Source organism: Nonomuraea sp. NPDC001699 (assembly GCF_053596455.1).
In genome coordinates, this window is sequence record NZ_JBSFGF010000028.1 from 50,532 (window position 1) to 70,721 (window position 20,190).

Annotated in this window: 23 protein-coding genes and 1 riboswitch; of the genes, 9 read left to right on the plus strand and 14 right to left on the minus strand. The window is 73.8% G+C overall.

The window, feature by feature from the left end:
- Positions 1-26 precede the first annotated feature (26 nt).
- Positions 27-1,247, minus strand: coding sequence for a PEP/pyruvate-binding domain-containing protein (locus tag ACWCSU_RS45235; RefSeq protein ID WP_449942571.1), 1,221 nt, complete (start codon positions 1,245-1,247; stop codon positions 27-29).
- Positions 1,248-1,306: 59 nt separating this feature from the next.
- Between ACWCSU_RS45235 and ACWCSU_RS45240 the strand changes: the two genes are divergently transcribed.
- Both ACWCSU_RS45240 and ACWCSU_RS45245 read left to right on the plus strand, forming a co-directional pair.
- The gene (locus ACWCSU_RS45240; protein ID WP_449942572.1) at positions 1,307-1,702 is read left to right on the plus strand and encodes a DNA-binding protein; all 396 of its coding nucleotides are present in this window, start codon (positions 1,307-1,309) and stop codon (positions 1,700-1,702) included.
- Positions 1,699-2,334, plus strand: coding sequence for a transcriptional regulator (locus ACWCSU_RS45245; RefSeq protein ID WP_357708460.1), 636 nt, complete (start codon positions 1,699-1,701; stop codon positions 2,332-2,334). The genes ACWCSU_RS45240 and ACWCSU_RS45245 overlap by 4 nt, the downstream gene beginning before the upstream one ends.
- A 28-nt stretch (positions 2,335-2,362) precedes the next feature.
- Here the strand turns inward: ACWCSU_RS45245 and ACWCSU_RS45250 are convergent, their stop codons facing one another.
- From ACWCSU_RS45250 to ACWCSU_RS45265, 4 genes are all read right to left on the minus strand, one after another.
- Positions 2,363-3,760, minus strand: coding sequence for an MBL fold metallo-hydrolase (locus ACWCSU_RS45250; RefSeq protein ID WP_449942573.1), 1,398 nt, complete (start codon positions 3,758-3,760; stop codon positions 2,363-2,365).
- A gap of 148 nt (positions 3,761-3,908) precedes the next feature.
- Positions 3,909-4,172, minus strand: coding sequence for a metal-sensitive transcriptional regulator (locus ACWCSU_RS45255; protein ID WP_397044985.1), 264 nt, complete (start codon positions 4,170-4,172; stop codon positions 3,909-3,911).
- Positions 4,173-4,255: 83 nt separating this feature from the next.
- On the minus strand, positions 4,256-4,984 hold the full coding sequence (locus ACWCSU_RS45260; protein WP_449942574.1) for a hypothetical protein: 729 nt from the start codon (positions 4,982-4,984) through the stop codon (positions 4,256-4,258).
- Entirely contained in the window at positions 4,971-5,483 is a 513-nt protein-coding gene (locus tag ACWCSU_RS45265) for a SigE family RNA polymerase sigma factor (RefSeq protein ID WP_357708456.1), read from the minus strand. The genes ACWCSU_RS45260 and ACWCSU_RS45265 overlap by 14 nt, the downstream gene beginning before the upstream one ends.
- A 115-nt stretch (positions 5,484-5,598) precedes the next feature.
- On the opposite strand from ACWCSU_RS45265, the gene ACWCSU_RS45270 reads away from it, so the two are divergent.
- Positions 5,599-6,489, plus strand: coding sequence for a hypothetical protein (locus ACWCSU_RS45270; RefSeq protein ID WP_449942575.1), 891 nt, complete (start codon positions 5,599-5,601; stop codon positions 6,487-6,489).
- A 92-nt stretch (positions 6,490-6,581) separates the two neighbouring features.
- Here ACWCSU_RS45270 and ACWCSU_RS45275 read toward each other — a convergent pair whose 3' ends face one another.
- From ACWCSU_RS45275 to ACWCSU_RS45290, 4 genes are all read right to left on the minus strand, one after another.
- Complete coding sequence (locus ACWCSU_RS45275) at positions 6,582-8,819, minus strand: Orn/Lys/Arg family decarboxylase (RefSeq protein ID WP_449942576.1); 2,238 nt, start codon at positions 8,817-8,819, stop codon at positions 6,582-6,584.
- A gap of 108 nt (positions 8,820-8,927) precedes the next feature.
- Positions 8,928-9,278 (minus strand): 2'-5' RNA ligase family protein, encoded by a 351-nt coding sequence (locus ACWCSU_RS45280; RefSeq protein ID WP_449942612.1) that lies wholly within the window; start codon positions 9,276-9,278, stop codon positions 8,928-8,930.
- Between the two features lie 43 nt (positions 9,279-9,321).
- A complete protein-coding gene (locus ACWCSU_RS45285) occupies positions 9,322-10,596 on the minus strand; it encodes a GDSL-type esterase/lipase family protein (protein WP_449942577.1) in 1,275 nt (424 codons plus the stop codon).
- A 65-nt stretch (positions 10,597-10,661) separates the two neighbouring features.
- On the minus strand, positions 10,662-11,147 hold the full coding sequence (locus ACWCSU_RS45290; RefSeq protein WP_449942578.1) for a winged helix-turn-helix transcriptional regulator: 486 nt from the start codon (positions 11,145-11,147) through the stop codon (positions 10,662-10,664).
- Positions 11,148-11,241: 94 nt separating this feature from the next.
- Between ACWCSU_RS45290 and ACWCSU_RS45295 the strand changes: the two genes are divergently transcribed.
- A complete protein-coding gene (locus tag ACWCSU_RS45295) occupies positions 11,242-11,622 on the plus strand; it encodes a PPOX class F420-dependent oxidoreductase (protein WP_449942579.1) in 381 nt (126 codons plus the stop codon).
- Here the strand turns inward: ACWCSU_RS45295 and ACWCSU_RS45300 are convergent.
- Complete coding sequence (locus ACWCSU_RS45300; protein WP_449942580.1) at positions 11,591-12,634, minus strand: hypothetical protein; 1,044 nt, start codon at positions 12,632-12,634, stop codon at positions 11,591-11,593. The two genes, ACWCSU_RS45295 and ACWCSU_RS45300, sit on opposite strands and share 32 nt — an antisense overlap.
- 120 nt (positions 12,635-12,754) lie before the next feature.
- Here ACWCSU_RS45300 and ACWCSU_RS45305 point away from each other — a divergent pair, with 120 nt between their 5' ends.
- Both ACWCSU_RS45305 and ACWCSU_RS45310 read left to right on the plus strand, forming a co-directional pair.
- Entirely contained in the window at positions 12,755-13,810 is a 1,056-nt protein-coding gene (locus ACWCSU_RS45305; protein ID WP_449942581.1) for a sensor histidine kinase, read from the plus strand.
- Entirely contained in the window at positions 13,807-14,436 is a 630-nt protein-coding gene (locus tag ACWCSU_RS45310) for a response regulator transcription factor (protein ID WP_357708442.1), read from the plus strand. The genes ACWCSU_RS45305 and ACWCSU_RS45310 overlap by 4 nt, the downstream gene beginning before the upstream one ends.
- 31 nt (positions 14,437-14,467) lie before the next feature.
- Here ACWCSU_RS45310 and ACWCSU_RS45315 read toward each other — a convergent pair whose 3' ends face one another.
- A complete protein-coding gene (locus ACWCSU_RS45315; protein WP_449942582.1) occupies positions 14,468-15,244 on the minus strand; it encodes a class I SAM-dependent methyltransferase in 777 nt (258 codons plus the stop codon).
- A 105-nt stretch (positions 15,245-15,349) separates the two neighbouring features.
- On the opposite strand from ACWCSU_RS45315, the gene ACWCSU_RS45320 reads away from it, so the two are divergent.
- Entirely contained in the window at positions 15,350-15,892 is a 543-nt protein-coding gene (locus ACWCSU_RS45320; protein ID WP_357708438.1) for an RICIN domain-containing protein, read from the plus strand.
- A 47-nt stretch (positions 15,893-15,939) separates the two neighbouring features.
- On the opposite strand, the gene ACWCSU_RS45325 is transcribed toward ACWCSU_RS45320, so the two are convergent.
- Positions 15,940-16,545, minus strand: a complete 606-nt coding sequence (locus tag ACWCSU_RS45325) for a TetR/AcrR family transcriptional regulator (RefSeq protein ID WP_364102665.1) — start codon at positions 16,543-16,545, stop codon at positions 15,940-15,942.
- A 70-nt stretch (positions 16,546-16,615) separates the two neighbouring features.
- Between ACWCSU_RS45325 and ACWCSU_RS45330 the strand changes: the two genes are divergently transcribed.
- Positions 16,616-18,172: an FAD-dependent monooxygenase gene (locus ACWCSU_RS45330; RefSeq protein ID WP_449942583.1), complete on the plus strand. Its 1,557-nt coding sequence runs from the start codon at positions 16,616-16,618 to the stop codon at positions 18,170-18,172.
- Between the two features lie 5 nt (positions 18,173-18,177).
- Here ACWCSU_RS45330 and ACWCSU_RS45335 read toward each other — a convergent pair whose 3' ends face one another.
- Both ACWCSU_RS45335 and ACWCSU_RS45340 read right to left on the minus strand, forming a co-directional pair.
- The gene (locus tag ACWCSU_RS45335) at positions 18,178-18,498 is read right to left on the minus strand and encodes a DMT family transporter (protein ID WP_364102659.1); all 321 of its coding nucleotides are present in this window, start codon (positions 18,496-18,498) and stop codon (positions 18,178-18,180) included.
- A gap of 2 nt (positions 18,499-18,500) precedes the next feature.
- Positions 18,501-19,148 carry an FMN-dependent NADH-azoreductase gene (locus ACWCSU_RS45340; protein ID WP_364102656.1) on the minus strand — a complete coding sequence of 216 codons (648 nt, stop codon included), beginning with the start codon at positions 19,146-19,148 and terminating at the stop codon, positions 18,501-18,503.
- 112 nt (positions 19,149-19,260) lie between these two features.
- Between ACWCSU_RS45340 and ACWCSU_RS45345 the strand changes: the two genes are divergently transcribed.
- Positions 19,261-19,875 carry a TetR/AcrR family transcriptional regulator gene (locus tag ACWCSU_RS45345; protein ID WP_357708430.1) on the plus strand — a complete coding sequence of 205 codons (615 nt, stop codon included), beginning with the start codon at positions 19,261-19,263 and terminating at the stop codon, positions 19,873-19,875.
- Between the two features lie 71 nt (positions 19,876-19,946).
- A riboswitch (cobalamin riboswitch) is annotated at positions 19,947-20,152 on the plus strand.
- Positions 20,153-20,190: the final 38 nt, after the last annotated feature.

Consider the following 20,190-nt stretch of genomic DNA (forward strand, 5'->3'; position numbering starts at 1 on the left):
GCTCCCCTCTCCTCTCAGGTGTTCGGTCAGGCGGCGGTGACGGTGCCGGCGGTGCCGTCGACGGTGATGAGCGTGCCGTCCAGGAGCCTGCCGGTCGCGTCCGGGACGCCCAGGACGGCCGGGATGGCGTGCTCCCGGGCCACGATCGCGGCGTGGGAGAGCACGCCGCCGGTCTCGGTGACGACGCCGGCGGCCATGCGCAGCAGCGGCGTCCAGGCGGGGTCGGTGAAGGGGCAGACGAGCACGTCGCCCGGCAGCACGCGGGCGAAGTCGGCCGGTCCGCGCACGATCCGCGCGATGCCGGTCACGGCGCCCCGGCTGCCCGGCGTCCCGACGAGCGCCCCGGCCGGTCCGTCCGCGGCGCGGGTGAGCGGGTCGGCGAGCGGGGGAGCGGCGGTGACCGGGCGGGCCTGGAGGATCCAGACGCGGCCGTCGGCGACGGCCCACTCGACGTCCTGCGGCCCGCCGCGCAGGGCGGCGATCTCCGCGCCCAGCCCGGCGAGCCGGACGGCGGTCGCGTCGTCGATCGCCGCCCGCCCCCGGACGCCGGCCGGCACGTCACGGACGACGAGCCGCGCGCCCTCCCGGTCGAGCCGGGTGCGTTTGTCGGCGACGGCGCGTTCGACCGATCCGTCCCCGGCGACGCGGTAGGAGTCGGGGGTGACCGTGCCGCCCACGACGCTGGGCCCGAGCCCCCAGGAGGCCTCGATCCTGGTGGGCTCGTCCGGCCCGCCGGGGGTGAACATCACCCCGGACACCTCGGCGTCCAGGTGCCGCTGGACGACGACGGCCATCATCGGGTCGCCGCCCGACCGGTCGCCGACGGCGGCGCGGGGCGAGAACAGCGAGGCCCAGCAGGCGCGCACGGCCTCGGTGACCCCGGCGACCCCCCGTACGGCGAGGAAGCTCTCGTACCTGCCGGCCGCGGAGGTCAGGCCGGTGTCCTCGTCGGCCGCCGACGACCGCACGGCCACCGGCGGGTCGCCGAGCGCGCGCAGCCCGTCCGCCAGCGCCGCCACCACCCCGGCGGGGACCGGCCGGCCCTCGATCGCCTGCCGCGCCGCGGCGAGCCCGTCCGGTCCGGCGGCGTGCCGCGCGAGGTCCAGGTCGCCGACCGCGGCGAGGTAGGCGGCGAACGGGAGCACGAAGCCGCCGGGAACCGGCAGCCCGGCCCGGATCAGCGCGCCGAGCGCGCCGCCCTTGCCCCCGCAGGTGTCGGCCACGGCCTCCTTGAGGGGTACGGTCATCCGCCCCGCCTTTCAACAAAATGTTGACGATGTCCTGCCGATTGTGAATCATGTCCCGCATGGAACGCAACCACGACCAGGCTCACACCACGCGGGCCGACCATCTCCAGGCCCAGAGGGAGAGGGAGGCGCGCCGGCGTCTCCTGGACCTGGGCGCCGACCGGCTCGAACCCCGTCCCTGGCAACCGCCGCCCGTCCCGCCGTCGGCGGTCGACCTGGCCCGGTTCGCCGTCTGGCGCAACGCCGACCTGGACCAGCAGGACGCCCTGAGCGCGCTCGCCCTGCTGCCCGCCGCGCGCGCCGAGGTCGAGGCGATCGAGTCCGCCCTGCTGTTCACCGCCCGCAGCGCCGGGCTGACCTGGGCGCAGATGGCCGAGGCGATGGGGTTCAACTCGCCGCAGGCGTGCCAGCAGCACTACACCCGCCTGACCGCCCGTACGGAGGCCGGCGCATGACCAGGAACTCCGCGCCCGACCTGCTGGTGCTGCACGCCGTACGCGTCACCGGCTTCGCCGACACCCCCGTGCTCGCCCGGCGGTACGCGCTCGGCGTGGCCGAGACCGAAGAGGAGCTGCGCGACGCCGAGGCGCGCGGCTGGGTGAGCCACACCGCGTTCGCCGGCACCGGCGGCTGGTCGCTGACCGAGTCCGGCCGGGCCGAGGGTGAGCGGCGGCTCGCCGCCGAGCTCGAACTCGTCGGCGGCGCCGAGGAGGTCCACGGCGTCTACCGCGAGTTCCTCCCGCTGAACGCCCTCCTGCTGAAGGCGTGCACCGACTGGCAGCTGCGCCCGGACGGCCGCGACCGGCTCGCCGCCAACGACCACTCCGACCCCGCCTGGGACGCCCGGATCCTGCACGAGCTCTCCGTCGTCGGCCGCGCGCTCCAGCCGCTCGCCGAACGGCTCACCGGCGTCCTGACCCGGTTCGGCGGGTACGATACCCGCTTCGCCGCCGCCCTGGCCCGGGCCCGCAACGGGGAGGGCGCCTGGGTCGACCGCACCGACGTCGACTCCTGCCACCGCGTCTGGTTCGAGCTGCACGAGGACCTGATCGCCACCCTCGGCATCGACCGCCACGCCCACTCCTGACCGCCGCGCCGGACGTGCCGGTGCCTGGTCAGTCGTCGGCCTCGGTGATGGTCAGGCCCGCTTCGGCGGCCGCCGCGTAGGCGTCGTCGATGTGCACGACGCGGTGTCCGGCGCGGGCGAGCAGGCTGGTCGCGGCGGCGGCCCGGTAGCCGGAGCCGCAGTGCGTCCACACCGTGCCGGCGGGCACGTCGGCGAGGCGGTGCGGCAGGTCGGGCAGGGGGATGTGGATGGCGCCCTCGACGTGGCCGGCCCGCCATTCGTTGGTCATGCGCACGTCCAGCACGACGTCCGGGGCGGGCAGGTGCGCGGGGGCGCGCCCGGCCCGGACGGCGGCCAGATCGGCGAACGTGGCCACCGCCAGCTCGCCCAGCCGGTCGTCGTGGCCGCCGGCCCACTGATCCGGGTCGCCGGTCGCGGCGGCTGCCGGGCGGTCGACGCCGATGCGGGCCAGCTCGCGCTGGGCGGCGGCGACCTGCCCGGCGTCCTCGCCCAGGAGGGTGATCGGCGCGCCCCAGGGAGCCATCCAGGCGAGCCAGGTGGACATGGGGCCGTCCAGGCCGAAGCTGAGGGTGCCGGTCAGGTGGCGGCTGGCGAACGCCTTGCGGGAGCGCAGGTCGACCACCCATTCGCCGGCCTCGATGCGCTTCCTGAGCTCCTCGGGGTCGGCGGCCCGGACGGGCGTGAGGTCGATCGGGTCGCCGCCCTCGGAGTTGCGCGGGCCCATGTGGGCGTAGTACGCGGGGTAGGCGTCGAGACCGGCGAGGGTCTGGGCGACGAAGTCGTCGGCCTCCAGGCGCAGCGCCGGGTTGGCCTGCCTTTCACGGCCGATCGTGGAGGCCGGGGCGTCGGCCTGCGTCGCCGAGCAGAAGCTGCCGAAGCCGTGGGTGGGCCACACCTGGGCGCCGTCGGGCAGCAGGTCGGCCAGGCGGCGCGCGGAGCTGTGCTGGCTGTGGGCCAGGGTGTGGGCGTGCTCGGCGCCGAGCAGGTCGGTGCGCCCGGTGGTGCCGAAGAGCAGCGAGCCGCCGGTGAAGACGCCCTCGGGCCCGTCCGGGCCGGTCAGGATGTACGACAGGTGGTGGAAGGTGTGACCGGGGGTGGCCACCGCCCGGACGGTCATCGCGCCGGACAGCGTGACCTCCTCGCCGTCGGAGATCGGTCGGCGGTCGAACCGCACGCTCTCGTCGGCGGCCACCAGATAGGCGGCGCCGGTCACCCTGGCCAGGGCCAGGCCGCCCGAGACGTAGTCGTTGTGCAGGTGGGTCTCGGCCACGTGGGTGATGCGCACGCCGAGACGTCCGGCCAGGGCGAGGATCCGGTCGATGTCGCGCTGCGGGTCCACGACCAGGGCGACGTCTCCGTCGTGGGCCAGGTAGCTGCGGTCGCCCAGGGAGGAGGTCGCCACCACCTCGATGTGGATCGTGCTCATCGTCTTCGCCGCCTTCGTGTCGTCACGGTCGGTTCCCGGTCGGGGACGTTTCTAACCGGCGATACCCTAGGGGGTATGCGTCAGGCAAAAAAAGGGCATACTCCGGCGTACGGCCCCCGCCGTCGCCTTCGGATGCCCTTGGGTGGGATCAGGACAGGGCCAGGAACAGCTTCTCCAACCGCTCCGGCGTGATCGACGGCTCCTCGCCGCGCTCACGCGCCATCTGACACTGCTGCAGGCCGGTTGAGATGATCTTGAATCCCGCCCTGTCCAGGGCCTTGGAGACCGCCGCGAGCTGGGTCAGCACCCGCTCGCAGTCGTCGCCGTTCTCGATCATGGCGATCACCCCGCCGAGCTGGCCGTGGGCCCGCTTGAGCCGGGTGAGCGCGTCGGCCAGGACGGCCGCGTCCATGTCCACTCGCTCCACCTCCACCGCCAATATACCCCCCGAGGTATTGTGCCGCGCACGCCCGGCCGCCGGCGGGACGGAGGCGGTCACAGGGTGGAGGTGAGCCCTTCGGCGATCCTCCTCAGCTCGGCGGTGACGGCATCGGCGTCGCCCAGGTCACCGGCGTACACCGGGCTGATCATGATCTCCGCCCACTGCCGCTCGCCCATCTTGAGGAACAGCGTCGGCGTGCCCTTCATGCCGTCCTCGCCGACGTCCTGGACGACCAGGTATCCGGTGCGGTCGCCGACGGTCACCTCCTCGCCCTCCCCCTCGTCGCGGTGGGCCGCGATGCGGTCGGCGACCTCCTCGACGGTCGCCTGCTCGTACATGTAGATCTGCACGCGGTAGAAGCCCGAGTCGTCGCCCTCGTAACCGTAGGCAGTCGAGTACTTGTCGCCGAAGTTCACCGACCAGCGGGACCAGATCAGCCGCTCGGGCAGGTACCCCACCTTGACGTGCCCGAACGCCTTGCCGTCGCCCAGGTCGCCGAGGGTCGGCGGTTCGGACGACTGGGGCGGGACGTCGTCGATGGCGGGCGGCTCCGGCGTCGCGGAGATCGTGACCTCGCCACCCGTCGTCGTGGCCGCGCCCATCCCCAGGTACGCGACCGGCGCGGCCACGACGGCCACGGACGCCGACAACGCCGCGATCCGGCTCCGCGTCCTCCTGCGCCGGGACCCGCGCACCACCCGCTCCACCAGGTCGGGCGCGGCGTGCAGGCGCGCGGTCTCCTCCGTCATGAGCCGGAGGAGCTCCTCCTCAAGCGTGGGCATTCCTGATCACTCCTTCCACTGTCTCCCGTCCGAGGGCCGACCGAAGCTTGGCCATCGCCTTGGACGCCTGACTCTTGACCGTGCCGGTCGAGCAACCGAGGACCTCGGCGGTCTGCGCCTCGCTGAGGTCCTCCCAGTACCGCAGGACGATCACCGCCCGCTGCCGTGGCGGCAGGGCGCGCAACGCGTCCATGAGCACCTGGCGCAGGTCGGTGTCCGTCGCGCGATCCGGTGTGTCCGGCGGGCTGTGCATCGGGATGATCCGCAGGATCGCCCGGCGGCGGGCCCGGCTGATGGCGGCGTTGACGATGACCCGGCGCACGTACGGTTCGAGGCTGTCGTGGCGGACCCGGTCCCAGTTCCGGTAGGTGCGCTCCAGCGCGGTCTGCAGCAGGTCCTCGGCCTCGGCCTCGTCGCCGCAGGCGAGGTAGGCGACCCGCAGCAGGCTCGTGGCACGTGCGGCCACGAAGGCGCCGAAGTCGTGTTCCGAGGCGCTCATGGCTGTCTGTCCGAATTCACGCTTCCTTATACGCCTGGGCTTTCGCGGCGGTTGCCCACGGGGGCAGGAGAATGCGGCGGGCAACCGTTCGGGGGGCTCAGGCGTATGGAGGGGCATGACTTCGCATTCACGGGCAGGGACGGTGACGTTCCGCCGACTGATCATCTTGGGCGCCGGCCTGGCCGTGGGCGCCGCCCTGGGCACGCCCGCGCCCGTCGCGGCGGCCCCGCCGGAGGGCGCCTACTGGCACGTCAAGGAACTGCTCACCATGCCGCAGCCCCGCCTGTTCGGCACCAGCTCCCACTCGTACTCGCTGGTCAAACGGCAGATCATCGAACGGTGGACCACCCCCGACGGCCGGGCCTGGTACGCCTACCGCGAACTCGGGACGACACCGGGCAGCGCGGCCGACAAGAAGGCGTGGCAGCGTGACGGCTCACCCAGCAGGTGGGGCAAGTCGATCGACGGGCAGACCGTGCGGTTGTCCACCGAGCCGACCAAGGGCCACCTGGGGAGTGTGCGCGAGCGCAACCAGTTCGAGCTGGCCGGGCAGTGGCTGACCTACGACGAGATCCAGCGCCTGCCCGCCGACCCCGCCCTGCTGAAGGACTGGCTCACCAGGGCGGGCCGGGTCGCCCAGATCCCCGAGACCGCCCTGCCCGGCTGGGTCGCCCAGACGTTGCCCCAGCTCCTGCACGTCCTGCCCGCGCCGAAGGAGGTGCGCAACGCCGCCTACGAGGGGATGCTCACCATGCCGGGCGTGCGCGCAGACGGCGTCGCCAAGGACGAGCTGGGCCGGTCGGGCGCCGCCGTCGTGATCGACACGGTGAACGGGACGGGCAAGGCGGCCGTGCCGGAGACCACCCGGCTGATCGTCGACACCGGCAGGATGGCCCTGCTGTCGGAGGAGCGGCGTGGCGGCAAGCAGCCGGGGAAGGCGTACGTCACGACCCTGGCCGAGGTCGGCTGGACCGACTCCCGGCCCGCCGTACCAGCCCTGCCCTGACCCTGCCTGACCCTGCCCCGAGCCGGCGCGGGGGCCCGGCACGGGGACTCGGCTCGGAGCCCCGGCTCAGGGGCTCGGCCCGGGGCCGGCCGTCAGTCGCGGACGACCTCCACCCAGTAGCGGCCCTCGCCGTCGCGGTGGGCGCCGTGGATGTCGGTGGCCAGGTCGGGGAAGGCCCGGTCGAAGTCCTCCAGGGCCCGCAGGTACCTCATCAGCGGCCCGTCGGCCTCGCCGGTCGCCTCGCCGGGCATCAGCATGGGGATCCCGGGCGGGGTGACCACCACGGTCGCCGCCACGACCCGCCCGGCGAGCCGGGCCAGCGGGACCCGCTCGGTACGGGAGCGGATCATGGCCTGGTAGACGTCGGCGGGCGTCGAGACCGGCACCGGCAGCGCGGTGAAGACCTGGTCGAGCAGCGCGCCCACCTCCGAGTCACGCAGCCTGGCGTGGACCTCGGCGCAGAACGCGCGCAACGACACCCCGGACGGCCCGAACCCGGGCAGCACGTCCGCCAGCGGTTTGTCGTCGTCGTAGGCGTTCTTGAAGTCGGTGAGCGCGTCGATCAACGTGCCCCACTTGCCCTTGGTGATCCCCATCGAGAACAGCACCAGCAGCGTGTGGTCGCCGGTCTTCTCCACCACGATGCCGCGCCGCTGGAGGTAGGCGGCCACGACCTTGGCCGGGATGCCCCACTCCAGGGTGCCCCTGGCCGCGTCGGCGCCGGGGCAGGTGATCGTCACCTTGACCGGGTCGAGCATGGCGTAGGAGTCGGTCATCCCGTCGAACCCGTGCCAGGCGGCCCCGGGCTCCAGCACCCAGCAGCGCGGCTCGGCGCACAGCAGCGCCGGGTCGGCGTCGGCGAACGGCACGGCCGTGCCGGTGCGCGGGTCGATCACCGACGACGGCTGCCAGAGGCCGAAGAACCACTCGGGCCGCCGGCCGTCCTCGCGGACGCGGGCGGCCAGCCGGGTCATCGCCTGCCGGAACCGGACCGCCTCGACGATCGCCTCCCCGGTCAGGAAGGCCCCCGACGGGCCGTCCATCATCGCCGCGGCCACGTCGAGCGACGCGATCATCGGGTACAGCGGCGAGGTCGAGGCGTGCATGAGGTACGTCTCGTTGAACGCGTCGTAGTCGACCGGCGCCCGCGGCGAGGGCCGGACGTGCAACATCGCCGACTGGGAAAGTGCCGCCAGCAGCTTGTGCGTGGACTGCGTGGCGAACACCGTGGGACGCTCCGGGCCGGGCAGCGTGCGCTCGTCGACCGACATGGCGTACCGGCGGGCGTAGAGCGGGTTGAACCGGCCGTAGGCGAACCACGCCTCGTCGAAGTGCAGCCGCGGCACGCTGGCGCCCAGCAGCTCGGCGACCCGGACCGCGTCGTGGCAGACGCCGTCGTAGGTGGAGTTCGTGACGACCGCGTACGACGGGTCGCCCGCCGCGAGAGGATGGGCGGCCAGCCGCGCCCGGACGGCGGACGCCTCCAGCGCGGCGGCCGGGATCGGCCCGGCCAGCCCCAGCCCGTTGCGCTCGGGAACCAGGTGGACCGGCCGCGCGCCGCTGATCGCCAGCGCGTGCTGGATCGACTTGTGGCAGTTGCGGTCGACCAGGACGGTGTCGCCGCGGGCGATCGCGTGGTGCCCGACGATGCGGTTGGCGGTGGAGTTGCCGTTGACCACGAAGAACGTGCGCTCGGCGCCGAAGACGCGGGCGGCGTTGTGCTCGGCCTCGCCGATCGGCCCGGTGTGGTCGAGCGGCGACCCCAGCTCGGTGACGGAGATCGACAGGTCGGTGCGAAGCAGCCGCTCGCCGTAGAAGTCGAAGAACGCCCGGCCCACGGGCGACTTCAGAAACGCCACGCCGCCCGCGTGGGCCGGGGTGTGCCAGGAGTAGGGGTGGTGGTCCTCCAGGTGCAGCAGCGCGCGGAAGAACGGCGGCAGGAGCTGCTCGGCGTACTGGTCGGCGGCGTGCGCGATGCGCCCGGCGATGAACTGCGGGGTGTCCTCCAGCGGGAAGACGTAGCCCTGGATGACCTCGTACACCCACAGGGGGAGCTCCTGGTCCTGGGTGATCAGGAAGACCGGCAGGCCGCGGAAGCGCCTGGCCACCGCGGTCAGCAGGTCGTCGGCGCCGGGGGCGTCCCAGGCCGCCAGGATCGCCGTGAGCGAGGCGTCGGACCCGACCACCGCCAGGGCGTCGGCCGTGCGGTGGGTCCAGCGCACCTGCAGCCCGAGCTCGCCCATCTCGGCGCACACCCGGCGGATCTGCTCGGCGAGCGCCGAGTCGGCGTCGGGGTGTTCGGTGACGGCGGCCAGAACCGTTCGCTCCATGCGGCACTCCATGATCGATCAGGGGAGGACGACCTCCCCGGATCGTAACGCCAAGGAATGACAAAATCACGGTCAGTGACGAACCTTTCCGAGCGGGAAGGCCCGCTCTTAGCGCCGGCGGCGGCCGTCGCTGACCAGCAGGCGCACCTCCCGCACCCGGGCCGTCAGAGGCAGCCCGGCGGCCGGTTCGGCCTCCACGTGGTCGAGCAGCTCCGGCTCCTGCCGGTCGGCGACCGTGAGGTGGGGGACGATCGAGGCGAACCGGCCTTCGTAAGGCGGGGCCTCGGGCCACCGGGCGGCGACCGCCTCCGTCAGCTCCCGGAACGGCCGCTCCGGCCCGGGCGCGAGGTAGAGCACGCCGGGGAACCTGCCGCATCCGGCGAACCGCACGTCGAACGCCGCATGGGCGGCGATCAGCCGGCTCGGTACGTGGTCGGTTCCGTGGGGGGCATGGTTCAGGTTGGCAGGGCGTCCGTGGCGCCGGCCATTGGATCACCGTCCGTCAGAGCAGGCGGCGCAGGTCGAGGGCGGCGGCGATGGCGTGGGCGCCCGCGTCGTCCGGGTGGAGGCCGTCCATGAAGACGTAGCCGGGTCTGGGCCGGTCCGGCGCGGCCGGGTCGGACATCGCGCGGTCGGCGTCCAGGACGACGTCATAGGCGCCGCTCGTCCGGATCCAGTGGTTGAGCGCCGCCCGGGCCGCCTCGATCTCCTTCGTCCAGAACGGGAACAGCGCCCCTCGCAGCGGGATGACCGTGACGCCGACCGTCCTGATCCCGCGGGCGCGGGCGGCGGCGATGAGCCGCCGGTGGCCCGCGATGAGCTCCTCCACGCCCACCTTCGGATCGGGCTTGGCGCACGGGTCGTCGAGCCCCGGATAGGCCAGGTCGTTCGCGCCCAGGTGGACGACCACGGCCTTGACGCCCGGACGGTCCAGCACGTCACGTCCCAGACGGTCCAGGGCCCGGTCGCCGAAGCAGGGGGAGTCGTTCAGCAGCCTGCCGCCGGCGATCCCGGCGTTGACGACCGAGGCCGGGCCGCCCGCGGCGACGAGACGTTCGGCGAGCTGGTCGGTGAACCTGGTCTCGGCGCCCGGAGTGGAGCCGACGCCGTCGACGAGGGAGTCGCCGAAGACCACCACGGCGGGTGCGGCGGCGGCGACCTCCACCCCGGTCAGGTAGTACCAGGCGGCGGTGGACTCGGTGAACGCCCTGCCGCCCAGATCCGACAGCCGGTCGCCGGCGGCCCGGTAGGAGGTCGCGGTGGTGAACCGGTGGAAGGTGGCCGGGCCGGTCGCCTCGGGCAGGCGCAGCGTCACGGCCAATCGTTCCAGCGGCGAGGTGGGCAGCGCGACCGGGTCGCTGACGGCCTGGCCGCCGGGCGGGATCTCGGTCCGCGTCCGGCCGCCGAAGCGCAGCGCGCGCGAGGTGCCCGGCCACACCGCCGCGCCGCCGGCCGACCTGCCGACCGTGGCGCCGGAGAGCTTGAGCGGCTTGGTGCCGTACCGGTTGGACAGGCGTACCCGCAGTTCGGGGGCCGCCGCCGTCACCCTGATCACCTGCCGGAGCGTGTGGTCGCCGAACCCGGACAGCGACCAGTTCGGGCCGGTGTCGGCGGTGCCCTTGGTGGGACGCTGCATCGCGCTGCCCCAGGTCGCCGTCCAGCTCCCGGCGTCGGCGCGTGTTCCCGCCGCCGCCGCCGCGGGCTGGGCCGCGGCGGTCAGGATCAGGCAAAAGGCGGCGGCGGGCGCCAGCGCCCGCCGCCATCCGGTCGATCTCATGTCGAACTCCCTGCGTGACGTCGATGGTCACGGGAGATCTTCTTGATCGGCGCCGGGGGCCGGGATCAGCCGAAAGTGTGATCCTCCGCGCCGTTCGGCCGATCGGCCGCGCCGGGGCCGGGCAGCAGCTCGACGTCGCCCGCGTGCATCGGGGCGCCGCAGTGGGCGCAGCGCAGGTCCACCGCGCTGATCTCGCCGCAGGCGTGATGGCGGTAGAGCACGGGCGGCCCGGCCTCCCCGGCGAGCCATTTGTCCCCCCAGCCGGCCATGACCATGAGCAGGTCGACCAGCTCGGCGCCCTTGGCCGTCAGGTGGTACTCGTGACGTGGCCGCTGATCATAGGGGCGGCGTTCGAGCACGCCCTGGTCGACGAGGTGATTGAGCCGCTCGGTCAGCACCTTGCGGGAGATGCCCAGGTCGGCCTGGAGCTGGTCGAACCGTCGCACCCCGGCCCATACGTCCCGCAGGATCAGCGGCGACCACGGCTCCCCGATCACGTCGAGGGTGCGTGCGATGGAGCAGGCCATCTCCGCGAAGTTCGTGCGTTGCATGGCGGCAGTCTACCTCTTCGGGGTTCCCTGAGGGAACTTCAGGTGCTACGGTAACAGAGTCTCCTCAAGGAACTTCGTCAGACCGGAGAGAACCATGAAGCTCGACCCCGACGTGCGCGGCGTGCTCGACGGCACCCCCATCGCCCACCTCGCCACCCTCCTCCCCGACGGCGCACCCCACTCCGTCCCGGTCTGGATCGGCACGCACGGCGACCGCGTCGTGATCCTCACCGGCCCGCGCTCCCGCAAGGCCCTCAACCTGCGGCGCGACCCCCGGGTAGCGCTCTCGCTGACCCCGGTGGGCAACCCGTTCCAGCCGGTGCTCATCAGGGGCCGGGTCGTGGAGTGGATCGAGGGCGAGGCGGGCTGGGAGATCGTCGACCGGATCGCGGAGAAGTACATCGGCGGGCCCTACTCGCGCGAGGAGGAGCGCGTGGTGCTGGTCATCGAGCCCGACCGGCAGAGCGCGGGCTGAGCCGCGCCGTCCCGGACGGCGTCTCCCGGCGGCGCCGGTGGTAGCAGGCGGCGGCGGTGGCCAGCGCGGCGCCCCAGACCGGCCAGAAGCACTCCGGCAGCCAGGCGCCCCACTCCTCCAGGGTGAACCGGCCGGCCACGGTCCAGCGGATGTAGGTGAGCCCGGCCACCGTGACGATGATCGAGACGAACGCGGCCGGGACGACCGCCAGCAGCGGCGGCACCCGCCGGCCGCGCAGCCCCGGGATCCAGCGCGGGAAGACCTCGCCCCACCGCTGGACCAGCCCGAGGGTGAGCACGCCGCCCAACGCCCCGAACGTCGCCAGGTACGCCCCCGCCAGCCACAGCCCGTCCTCGCCCTCGGCCAGGAACTCCGCGCTCACGCCGAGCGGGATGCCCAGTGCCCAGGCCCACCGGGTGGCGCAGTAGACCAGCGGCACCGCGACCGCCACGTACACCGCGATCCGGCCGCGCGCCGGGGTGAACCAGCTCGCCCGGCCGCGTCCGTGCTCCCGGGCGGCGGCGGCCAGCAGCAGGCCGCCCAGCACGCACACGAGCTGGTTGAGCACCGGCCACGGCCAGGCGTCGGCGAACGTCGCGCCGCCCAGCCCCCAGCCGAAGACGGGGGCGACCAGCAGCAGCGGCGTGTAGGCGACGCCCATCATCAGCCGCGAGTCGGGCACCACCAGCACCAGCAGCGCCGCGACCGGCCACGCCACCAGAACGGCCACCCGCCCCAGCGGCCCGCCCGGCCGCCGCCCCCCGCCACGGGCGTCGCCGGGGCGGGTCAGGAGCAGCGCGGTCGCCGCCGTGAGGGCCGAGAAGGCCGCGATCCACCAGCCGAAGGCCGGCGCGGTGCCGGCCAGGATCGACAGCGCGCCGTCGGGGTCGGGATCGTTCGATCCCCAGGGGTAACCGGGCGCCCCGAGCGCCCAGGCCGCGCCGAGCAGGCCGTAGGCGACCGCCCACAGCGCCGCCGCGTGTCCGTACCGGACGGAAGTGAAGATCGTCATGCCGACGAGCCTTCCAGCGCGGGCGCACGGCGGGCAGATGCCGTTCGGCACCTCCTGGAGGCCGCGGCGGTGCCGTTCGGCACGTGGGGCGGGCCGGCGCGGGCGCATATCGTTTCCCGGGTGAACGTGTTGTGGATGGTCGCCGCCACCGTGCCGGCGGCGGTCGCCGTCGCCGTGGCGGCCATCGGGTTGTTCCTGGCCGGAGGCAGGGCCGGGTGGCTGCCCGTGCTGACGCTGCCGGCCGCGGGCCTGTCCCTGGCGGTCACGGCCGGGTGGCCGGCCGCCGGAGGGCCGTCCACCCCGGCCGGCGGCGCGCTGGGCATGATCGAGAGCGTGGCGCTGGCGGTCACGACCGGCCTGGTCATCCGGTACGCGCCCGTCCGCCGGGCCGCGCCGGCGGCGATCCTGGCGGGGCTCGCCGCGGCCACCTGGCTGCTGCGCGTCTTCGCGCCGGCCTCGCCGCTGGAGGCGCTGGGGGCGTGCGCGTTCTGGGGGACGGGCGTGCTGGCGGCCGCCGCCGTGGGCGGCTACCTGCGCCTGCTCGACGTACGGAAGGACCGGGCGGTGGCCGACACCCGGACCGTCCTGCGGCTGCGGCTGGCCGGCGACCTGCACGACTTCCTGGCCCACGACATCAGCGAGATGGTCGCGCACGCCCAGGCGGGCACCGTCGCGGGCGATCCGCTGCGGGCGCTGGAACGCGTCGAGGCGGCGGGCCTGCGGGCGCTGTCCACGCTCGACCGCACGCTCGACACGCTCCACCACGACCGGCCCCTGGGTCCCGTCGGCGACCTGGGCGGCATCGCCGAGGCCGCCGACCGCTTCTCCGCCGCCGGGCCGGCGCGGATCGGCGTGCGGATCGACCCCGTCGCGGCCGTCCCGGCGGAGACGGCGGCGCTGGCCTACCGGATCGTCATCGAAGGGCTGACCAACATCCGGCGGCACGCGCCGCGCGCCGGGCGCGTCGAGCTGTCCGTCACGACGCCGGGCGACGTCCTGGAGATCACCCTGACCAACGACGGGGTGACCGGCGCGGCCCGCCGCCGCCGCGGCGGATCGGGGCTGCCCGCGCTGGCCGCGCTCCTGGCGGAGCAGGGGGGCGAGCTGGCCGCGCGGGCCGTACCGGACGGGTGGTCGCTGACGGCGCGGCTGCCGCTGCGACAATCTCCCGGGTGAGCACCCGCATTCTCGTCGCCGACGACCAGGAGGGCATTCGCGACGCCTTCCGCCTGATCCTCGACGCCCAGCCCGACATGACCGTGGTGGCCGAGGCGGCCGACGGGCGCACCGCGATCGACACCGCCCTCGCCGTCCGGCCGGACGTCGTGCTCGCCGACATCCGCATGCCCGGCGCCGACGGCATCGAGGTGACCCGCGCCCTGTCCGGCACCGGCATCCAGGTCGTGGTCGTCACCACGTTCGGGCTGGAGGAGTACGTCCAGGCGGCCCTGCGGCACGGCGCGGCCGGTTTCGTGCTCAAACGCTCGGGCCCCGCGCTGCTCGTGGAGGCCGTCCGGGCGGCCATGAACGGCGACATGCTCATCAGCCCGCAGCTCACCGTCCGGCTGCTGCGCGGGAGCGGCCCGCGACGGGAGGTCTCGGACGTGGTGCTCACCGAGAGGGAGGACGAGATCGTGGTCCTGGTGGCTCAGGGGCGGACCAACGCCGAGATCGCCGCCGAGCTCTTCCTGTCGCCCGGGACGGTGAAGAACCACATCGCCGCGGTCCAGCGCAAGATCGGCGCCAGGAACCGGGTCATGATCGCGGCCTGGGCGTGGGCGACCGGCAGGGCCCAGCCGTGACGGGGTGTGCCCGTCCGTGCCGTGCCGCCGGTCAGGGGAGGTGGCGGGCCAGGTAGAGGGCCGTCTCGACGTTCACCGTCACGTGCGCGCCGAGCGTGTCGAGGAGCGTGCCGAACAGCCTCTCTCGCACGTCCGCGTCCAGGATGCGGTAGGACGACTGGGTGGACAGCAGGGTGACGTAGTCGGCCACCGGGAGCGTGCGTTCCGACCGGTAGAGCCGGGTGCCGAGGTCCCCGAACTCGGGCGGCAGCCCCATCTCCGCGGCCCACTCGCGGGCCCCGGCCTCCTCGCCGATCGGCCTGGCGATCGGGCCGGTGTTGGGCCTGATGTGCGGGGCGAACCTCTCGTGCGCGGCCAGCAGCCTCGCGGTCACCCCGTCGTCGGCGGGCCAGTCGATGTTCCAGAACAGGGCGAGCCCGCCGCCGGGGGCGAGCGCCGCGGCGGCGCGCTGCCAGCGCACCTCCTTGTCGACCCAGTGCCACGCCTGGGCGCAGTACAGCAGGCCGAAGGCCCGCTCCGGGACGTACTCCTCGAACGTGGAGACGGTGACCGTCACGTTCGGCAGCCCGGCGGACCGCCGGGCCAGCACGGCGGCCATCGCCGGATCGGGCTCGGTGGCCACGATGTCGACGCCGCTCGCCGCGAACAGCTCCGTGGCCTTCCCGGTGCCCGCGCCCACCTCCAGCGCCGGGGCCCCGGCGTAGGCCAGCACGTCGGCCGCCAGCTGCGCCGGGTAGCCGGGCCGGACCCTGTCGTACTCGTCGGCGACCTCGCCGAAGACCCTTCCTTGTATCCGTGGTGATGTCATGGAACCGATCCTGATTCATGATCGTCCGGGGTGGCAACCCCGGCGGCGCACATTGAGTACGCGCTACTCAGGCCCAACGGGCCCGGCGACCGCAGGCTTGGTCGCATGAAGACACACATCCTTCGCCCGGCGGCCGTCGTCGCCCCGCTCCTCGCCCTCGGTCTCGTCACCGCCCCGGCGCCCGCGTCGGCCTCGGCCGTGTGGGCCGCGTCCAACGTCCAGCTCGTGAACCGGCAGACCGGCAAGTGCCTGACCATCGCCGGGGGCGTCAGCACCGAGAACAACGTCCACGCCGTCCAGTACGACTGCGACAGCCACCCCTCCCGCCGCTGGGACGTCTGGGGCTACTCCAGCGCGGCCCTGCAGGTCAGGAACCGCCAGACCGGCAAGTGCCTGACCATCGCCGGGGGCGTCAGCACCGAGAACAACGTCGTCGCCCTCCAGTACAACTGCGACACCCACCCCTCGCGCTACTGGGCGCTCGGCAACCGCGTCGGCCAGTACGTCGAGTTCCGCAACGTCCAGACCGGCAAGTGCCTGACGATCGCCGGAGGGGTGAGCCCCGCCAACAACCTGGAGGCCGTCCAGTTCACCTGCGACGGCCACCCCTCCCGGTTCTGGGAGATCCGCGACTACTACGTGAGCTGACCCGGGCGGCCGCCCGCGCGGGGAGGCCGTCCCCTGGTGGCCGCCGGTCAGGCGGTGGACGTGCCCAGGAGGGGCAGCCAGACCTCGTCCACGATCTCGATGATCGACTCCTCGGGCACCCCGCGCATCGTCACCAGCATGTCGTGCCGCAGCAGGTCCAGCGGCAGGTTCACCACCCTGGACGAGCGCGGCACGCCGGGCAGCTCGCCGCGCTCGACCGCGCGGCCCACGATCGTCTCGAAGGCGGTCGCGTGGCCGGGCGGGAGCAGGGTGTCGCGCAGCTCGGTCAGGCTGGTGCCGCTGTCGCGGAAGTAGTCGGCGAGCTGCACGCTCATCAGCGTCAGCATGCCCGCGCGGTCGGCGCCGGCGTTGCGCAGGAACCCGATCGCGTCGTCGCGCAGGCTGCCGGTGTCGGGCACGTCGATCAGCCGCCAGAACTTGGCGAGGGTGGCCAGCAGCAGGTCGTCGCGCCGCGGCCAGCGCCGGTAGAGCACCGGGCGGCTGGTGCCGGCGCGGGCGGCGACGGCTTCGTAGGTGAAGCCGTGATAGCCGTGCTCGACCAGCACGTCCCAGGCGGCGTCGAGGATCGCGTCCGCCAGCGCGGAGCCGCGCCGGCGGGAGGCGCCGCCGGGGGCACGGTGCTTGAGATTCACTTGCGTATCTTATCGCGGCGCCCTACGGTGACCTGAATTAGATACAGCCCTGTACTTTAAGGAACGTCACATGATGTTCGACGTCATCGTCGTCGGCGGCGGCCCGGCCGGCCTCTTCCTCGCCTGCGAGCTGCGCCTGGCGGGCGCCCGGCCGCTGGTCCTGGAACGGCGTCCGGAGCCGGACCTGTCGGACAAGGCCCACGGCCTGGCCGGTCAGGTCGTCCGGCTCCTGGACCACCGCGGCCTGTACGAACGCTGCGGCGGCCGGGGCGTCCCGGCGCCCGCGCCGGGCTTCTTCTTCGGCGGGATGCCGTTGCCGCTGCACGAGCTCGGCGCGGAGAACCCGATGCACCTCCTGCCCTGCGACCAGCGCGACCTCGAACGGGTGCTCGGCGAACGCGCGGCCGAACTCGGCGCGGACGTGCGGCGCGGCTGGGAGGTGCTCTCCCTCGCCCAGGACGACGACCGGGTCGAGGTCGTGACCCGCGGCCCCGGCGGCGTCGCGACGACCCTCACGGCCCGCTACCTGGTCGGCTGCGACGGCGGCCACAGCATGGTCAGGAAGGCGGCGGGCATCGCCTTCCCCGGCGTCAGCGACGACCACGTCGTCGACCGCTCGGCCCTCGTCGGGCCGGGCGAGCACTTCCGGATGCTGCCCGGAGGGCGCGTCCTGATCGACGGCCTCGGCGAGATCCCCGCGCACTTCCACCGCACCGATCGCGGCGTCTTCACCCTCCTGGCCCACGACCCGAGACGGCCGCTGATCAACACGGCCGAGTGGGAGGACCACCCGGCGGGCAGCTTCCCGGGGCCGGGCGCGCCGATGACGCTGGCCGAGATGGAGAAGAGCGTCGAACGCGTCCTCGGCGTGCGCCTGCCCCTGAGCCCGCCGCCCGAGGGCGCACCGTCGATGTTGCGCCGCCTGTGCGGGCGCAACACCCGGCTCGCCGACCGCTACCGCGCCGGACGGGTCTTCATCGCCGGCGACGCCGCCCAGGTCAGCCACGGGCCCACCCTGAACCTGGCGCTCCAGGACGCCGCCAACCTGGCCTGGAAGCTCGCCGCCGCGCTGCGCGGACAGGCCCCCGAAGGGCTCCTGGACAGCTACGAGGCCGAGCGCCGCGCGTGCGCCGAGCGCGTGGTCACCCACACCCTGGCCGCGACCGCCCTGCTGGCGCCCGGGGCCGAGGTCACGGCGCTGCGCCGGCTGTTCGGCGAGCTCCTGGGCCGTACGGAGAACCTGCGCCTGGTCGCCGGCCTGATGGCGGGCAGCGACGTCCGGTACGACATGGGGGAGGAGCGGCCCGCCGCGCCCACCGGGTGGTTCGCGCCGTCTTTCGCCCTGACCGCCGGCGACGGGCGGCCGGGGCGCCTGGCCGAGCTGCTGCGTGACGCCCGCCCCCTGCTCCTGGACCTGACCGGACGCGACGCCCTCGCCGCCACCGCCGCGCCCTGGCTCGACCGGGTGCGCCACGTGGCCGCGACCGCCGCCGGCGCCCCCGCCCCTGCGCTGCTCGTCCGGCCGGACGGTTACGTCGCCTGGGCGGGCGCCGACCCCGACGGCCTGGAGGCGGCCCTCACCCGCTGGTTCGGGGATCGTCCTCGACGGGCCGCGACCCCCGCCTGACGAGGTCACTCCGGGCTGGTGATCCGCGCCAGGACGATGCCGCCGACGATCAGCGCCAGCGCGGCCATCCGCCCGATCGACATCGGGTCCTTGTGGACGACGACGCCCAGCGCGATCGCGCCGACCGCCCCGATGCCGGTGAAGACCGCGTACGCGGTGCCGACCGGCAGGGTCTTCATCGAGTACGACAGCAGCCAGACCGCCGCCACCATGAGGACGAAGCAGAGCAGGGTGGGCAGCGGCCTGGTGAACCCCTGGGTGGGCTTGATGCTCTGCGCCCAGGCGATCTCGACCAGCCCGGCCAGCCCGAGGACGAGCCAGCTCATCGTCAGAACTCCTTGCCCAGGTCGCGGGCGCCGCGCAGCGCGGCGGCGTACAGCTCGTCGTGCCGGGAGCGCAGGTGGGCCAGGTCGGGGTCGACGCGGGAGTTGGCCAGCTCGGCGGTGACCACGGTGGTGTCCTCGACGGCGAAGTGGCCGGCGAAGAAGTCCCGCAGGTAGCGCTCCTGGTAGTCGAACTTGGCCTTGGGGGCGCCGGGCGAGTAGGCCCCGCCGCGCGCCGTGGTGACCACGAAACGCCGCCCGGCGAGGGACATCTTGGGGAAGGTCACCTGGTCGAGCCACGCCTTCAGCGCCGACGGGATCGAGTAGTTGTACATCGGGGTGGCGATCAGCACCACGTCCGCGGCCACCAGTTCGGCCAGCAGCGGCTCGATGACCGCCCAGGCCGCGGCCTGCTCCGGGGTGCGGGCGGCCTCGTGGTAGCGGCCGATGTCGGTGATCCGGTTGGCCATGACGTAGTCGCACAGCTCCGTCCAGGCCTCCCCGATGTGCGGCACGGGCTCGGCCGCCAGGTCGCGGTGGACGTAGGTGCCCTCGGGGTGGGCGGACCGCCACGCCTCGGCGAAGGCGTCGCCGAGCTCGCGGCTGATCGAGCGGCGTCGGGCGCTGGCGTCCAGGTGGAGCAGAACGGTCATGAGGGGCTCCTCGAAATAAGTGGACATTGCGTCCGCTTTGGGGGTCGGTACGACCGTAGCAACTAAGCGGGCACGTTGTCCACTTATCGGAGTGTGGGTTAGAGTCGCCGCCATGGAGTCCCGTACCGAGTTGCTGACCGGACGTCCCGTGGAGGAGGCGGGCCGCCCGCGCGAGCGCGCCGACGCCGCACGTAACCGCGCCAAGGTGCTCGCCGCGGCGGCCGAGCTGTTCGCCGCCCGAGACCCGCGCGGCGTGACGATGGACGACATCGCCAAGGCCGCCGGCGTGGGCCGGGGCACGCTCTACCGCCGCTACCCCGACACCGTCTCGATCGCGCAGGCCCTGCTCGACGAGCACGAGCGCGTGTTGCAGGAACGCCTCCTGCGCGGCGACCCGCCGCTCGGCCCCGGCGCGCCTCCCGCCGACCGGCTCGCCGCCTTCTACGCCGCGATGGTCGAGCTGCTGGACGAGCACATCTCGCTCGTCCTGGGCGCCGAGCAGGGCGCGACGCGGTACGCCACCGGCGCCTACGGGTTCTGGCGGGCGCACGTACGGGTGCTGCTGACCGAGGCGGCGATCCCGGAGCCCGACGCGCTGGCCGACATCCTCCTCGCCCCGCTGGGGCCCGACGTCTATGCCGAGCAGCGCAGGCGGGGGCTCACCCCGGAACAGATCACCGCCGCCCTGACCCGCCTGGCCCACGGCATCGTCGAACGCGCCGGCTAGCCCGCCCCGGGCGGGCGCCTTCCTCTTTGCAACACGACATGTTGGGTGTGACTTTTTGATCCGCCCTATATATGGTGTCTCCCGCAGCCGGTTCGGCCCGCCCAGCCAGGGTGGCCGAGGCAAGAGGGAACCTGGTGGAAATCCGGGACTGCCCCGCAGCGGTGAGTGGGAACGACCGCCGTCAGACGCACTGGGCCATGGGCCCGGGAAGCGACGGCCAGTAGGCAGCGACAGCATGCCCACGAGTCCGAAGACCTGCCGGCGCGCCGCGCACGATCATGCGTGCGTGGCTGCTCCGAGGCCGCGCGGGACGGC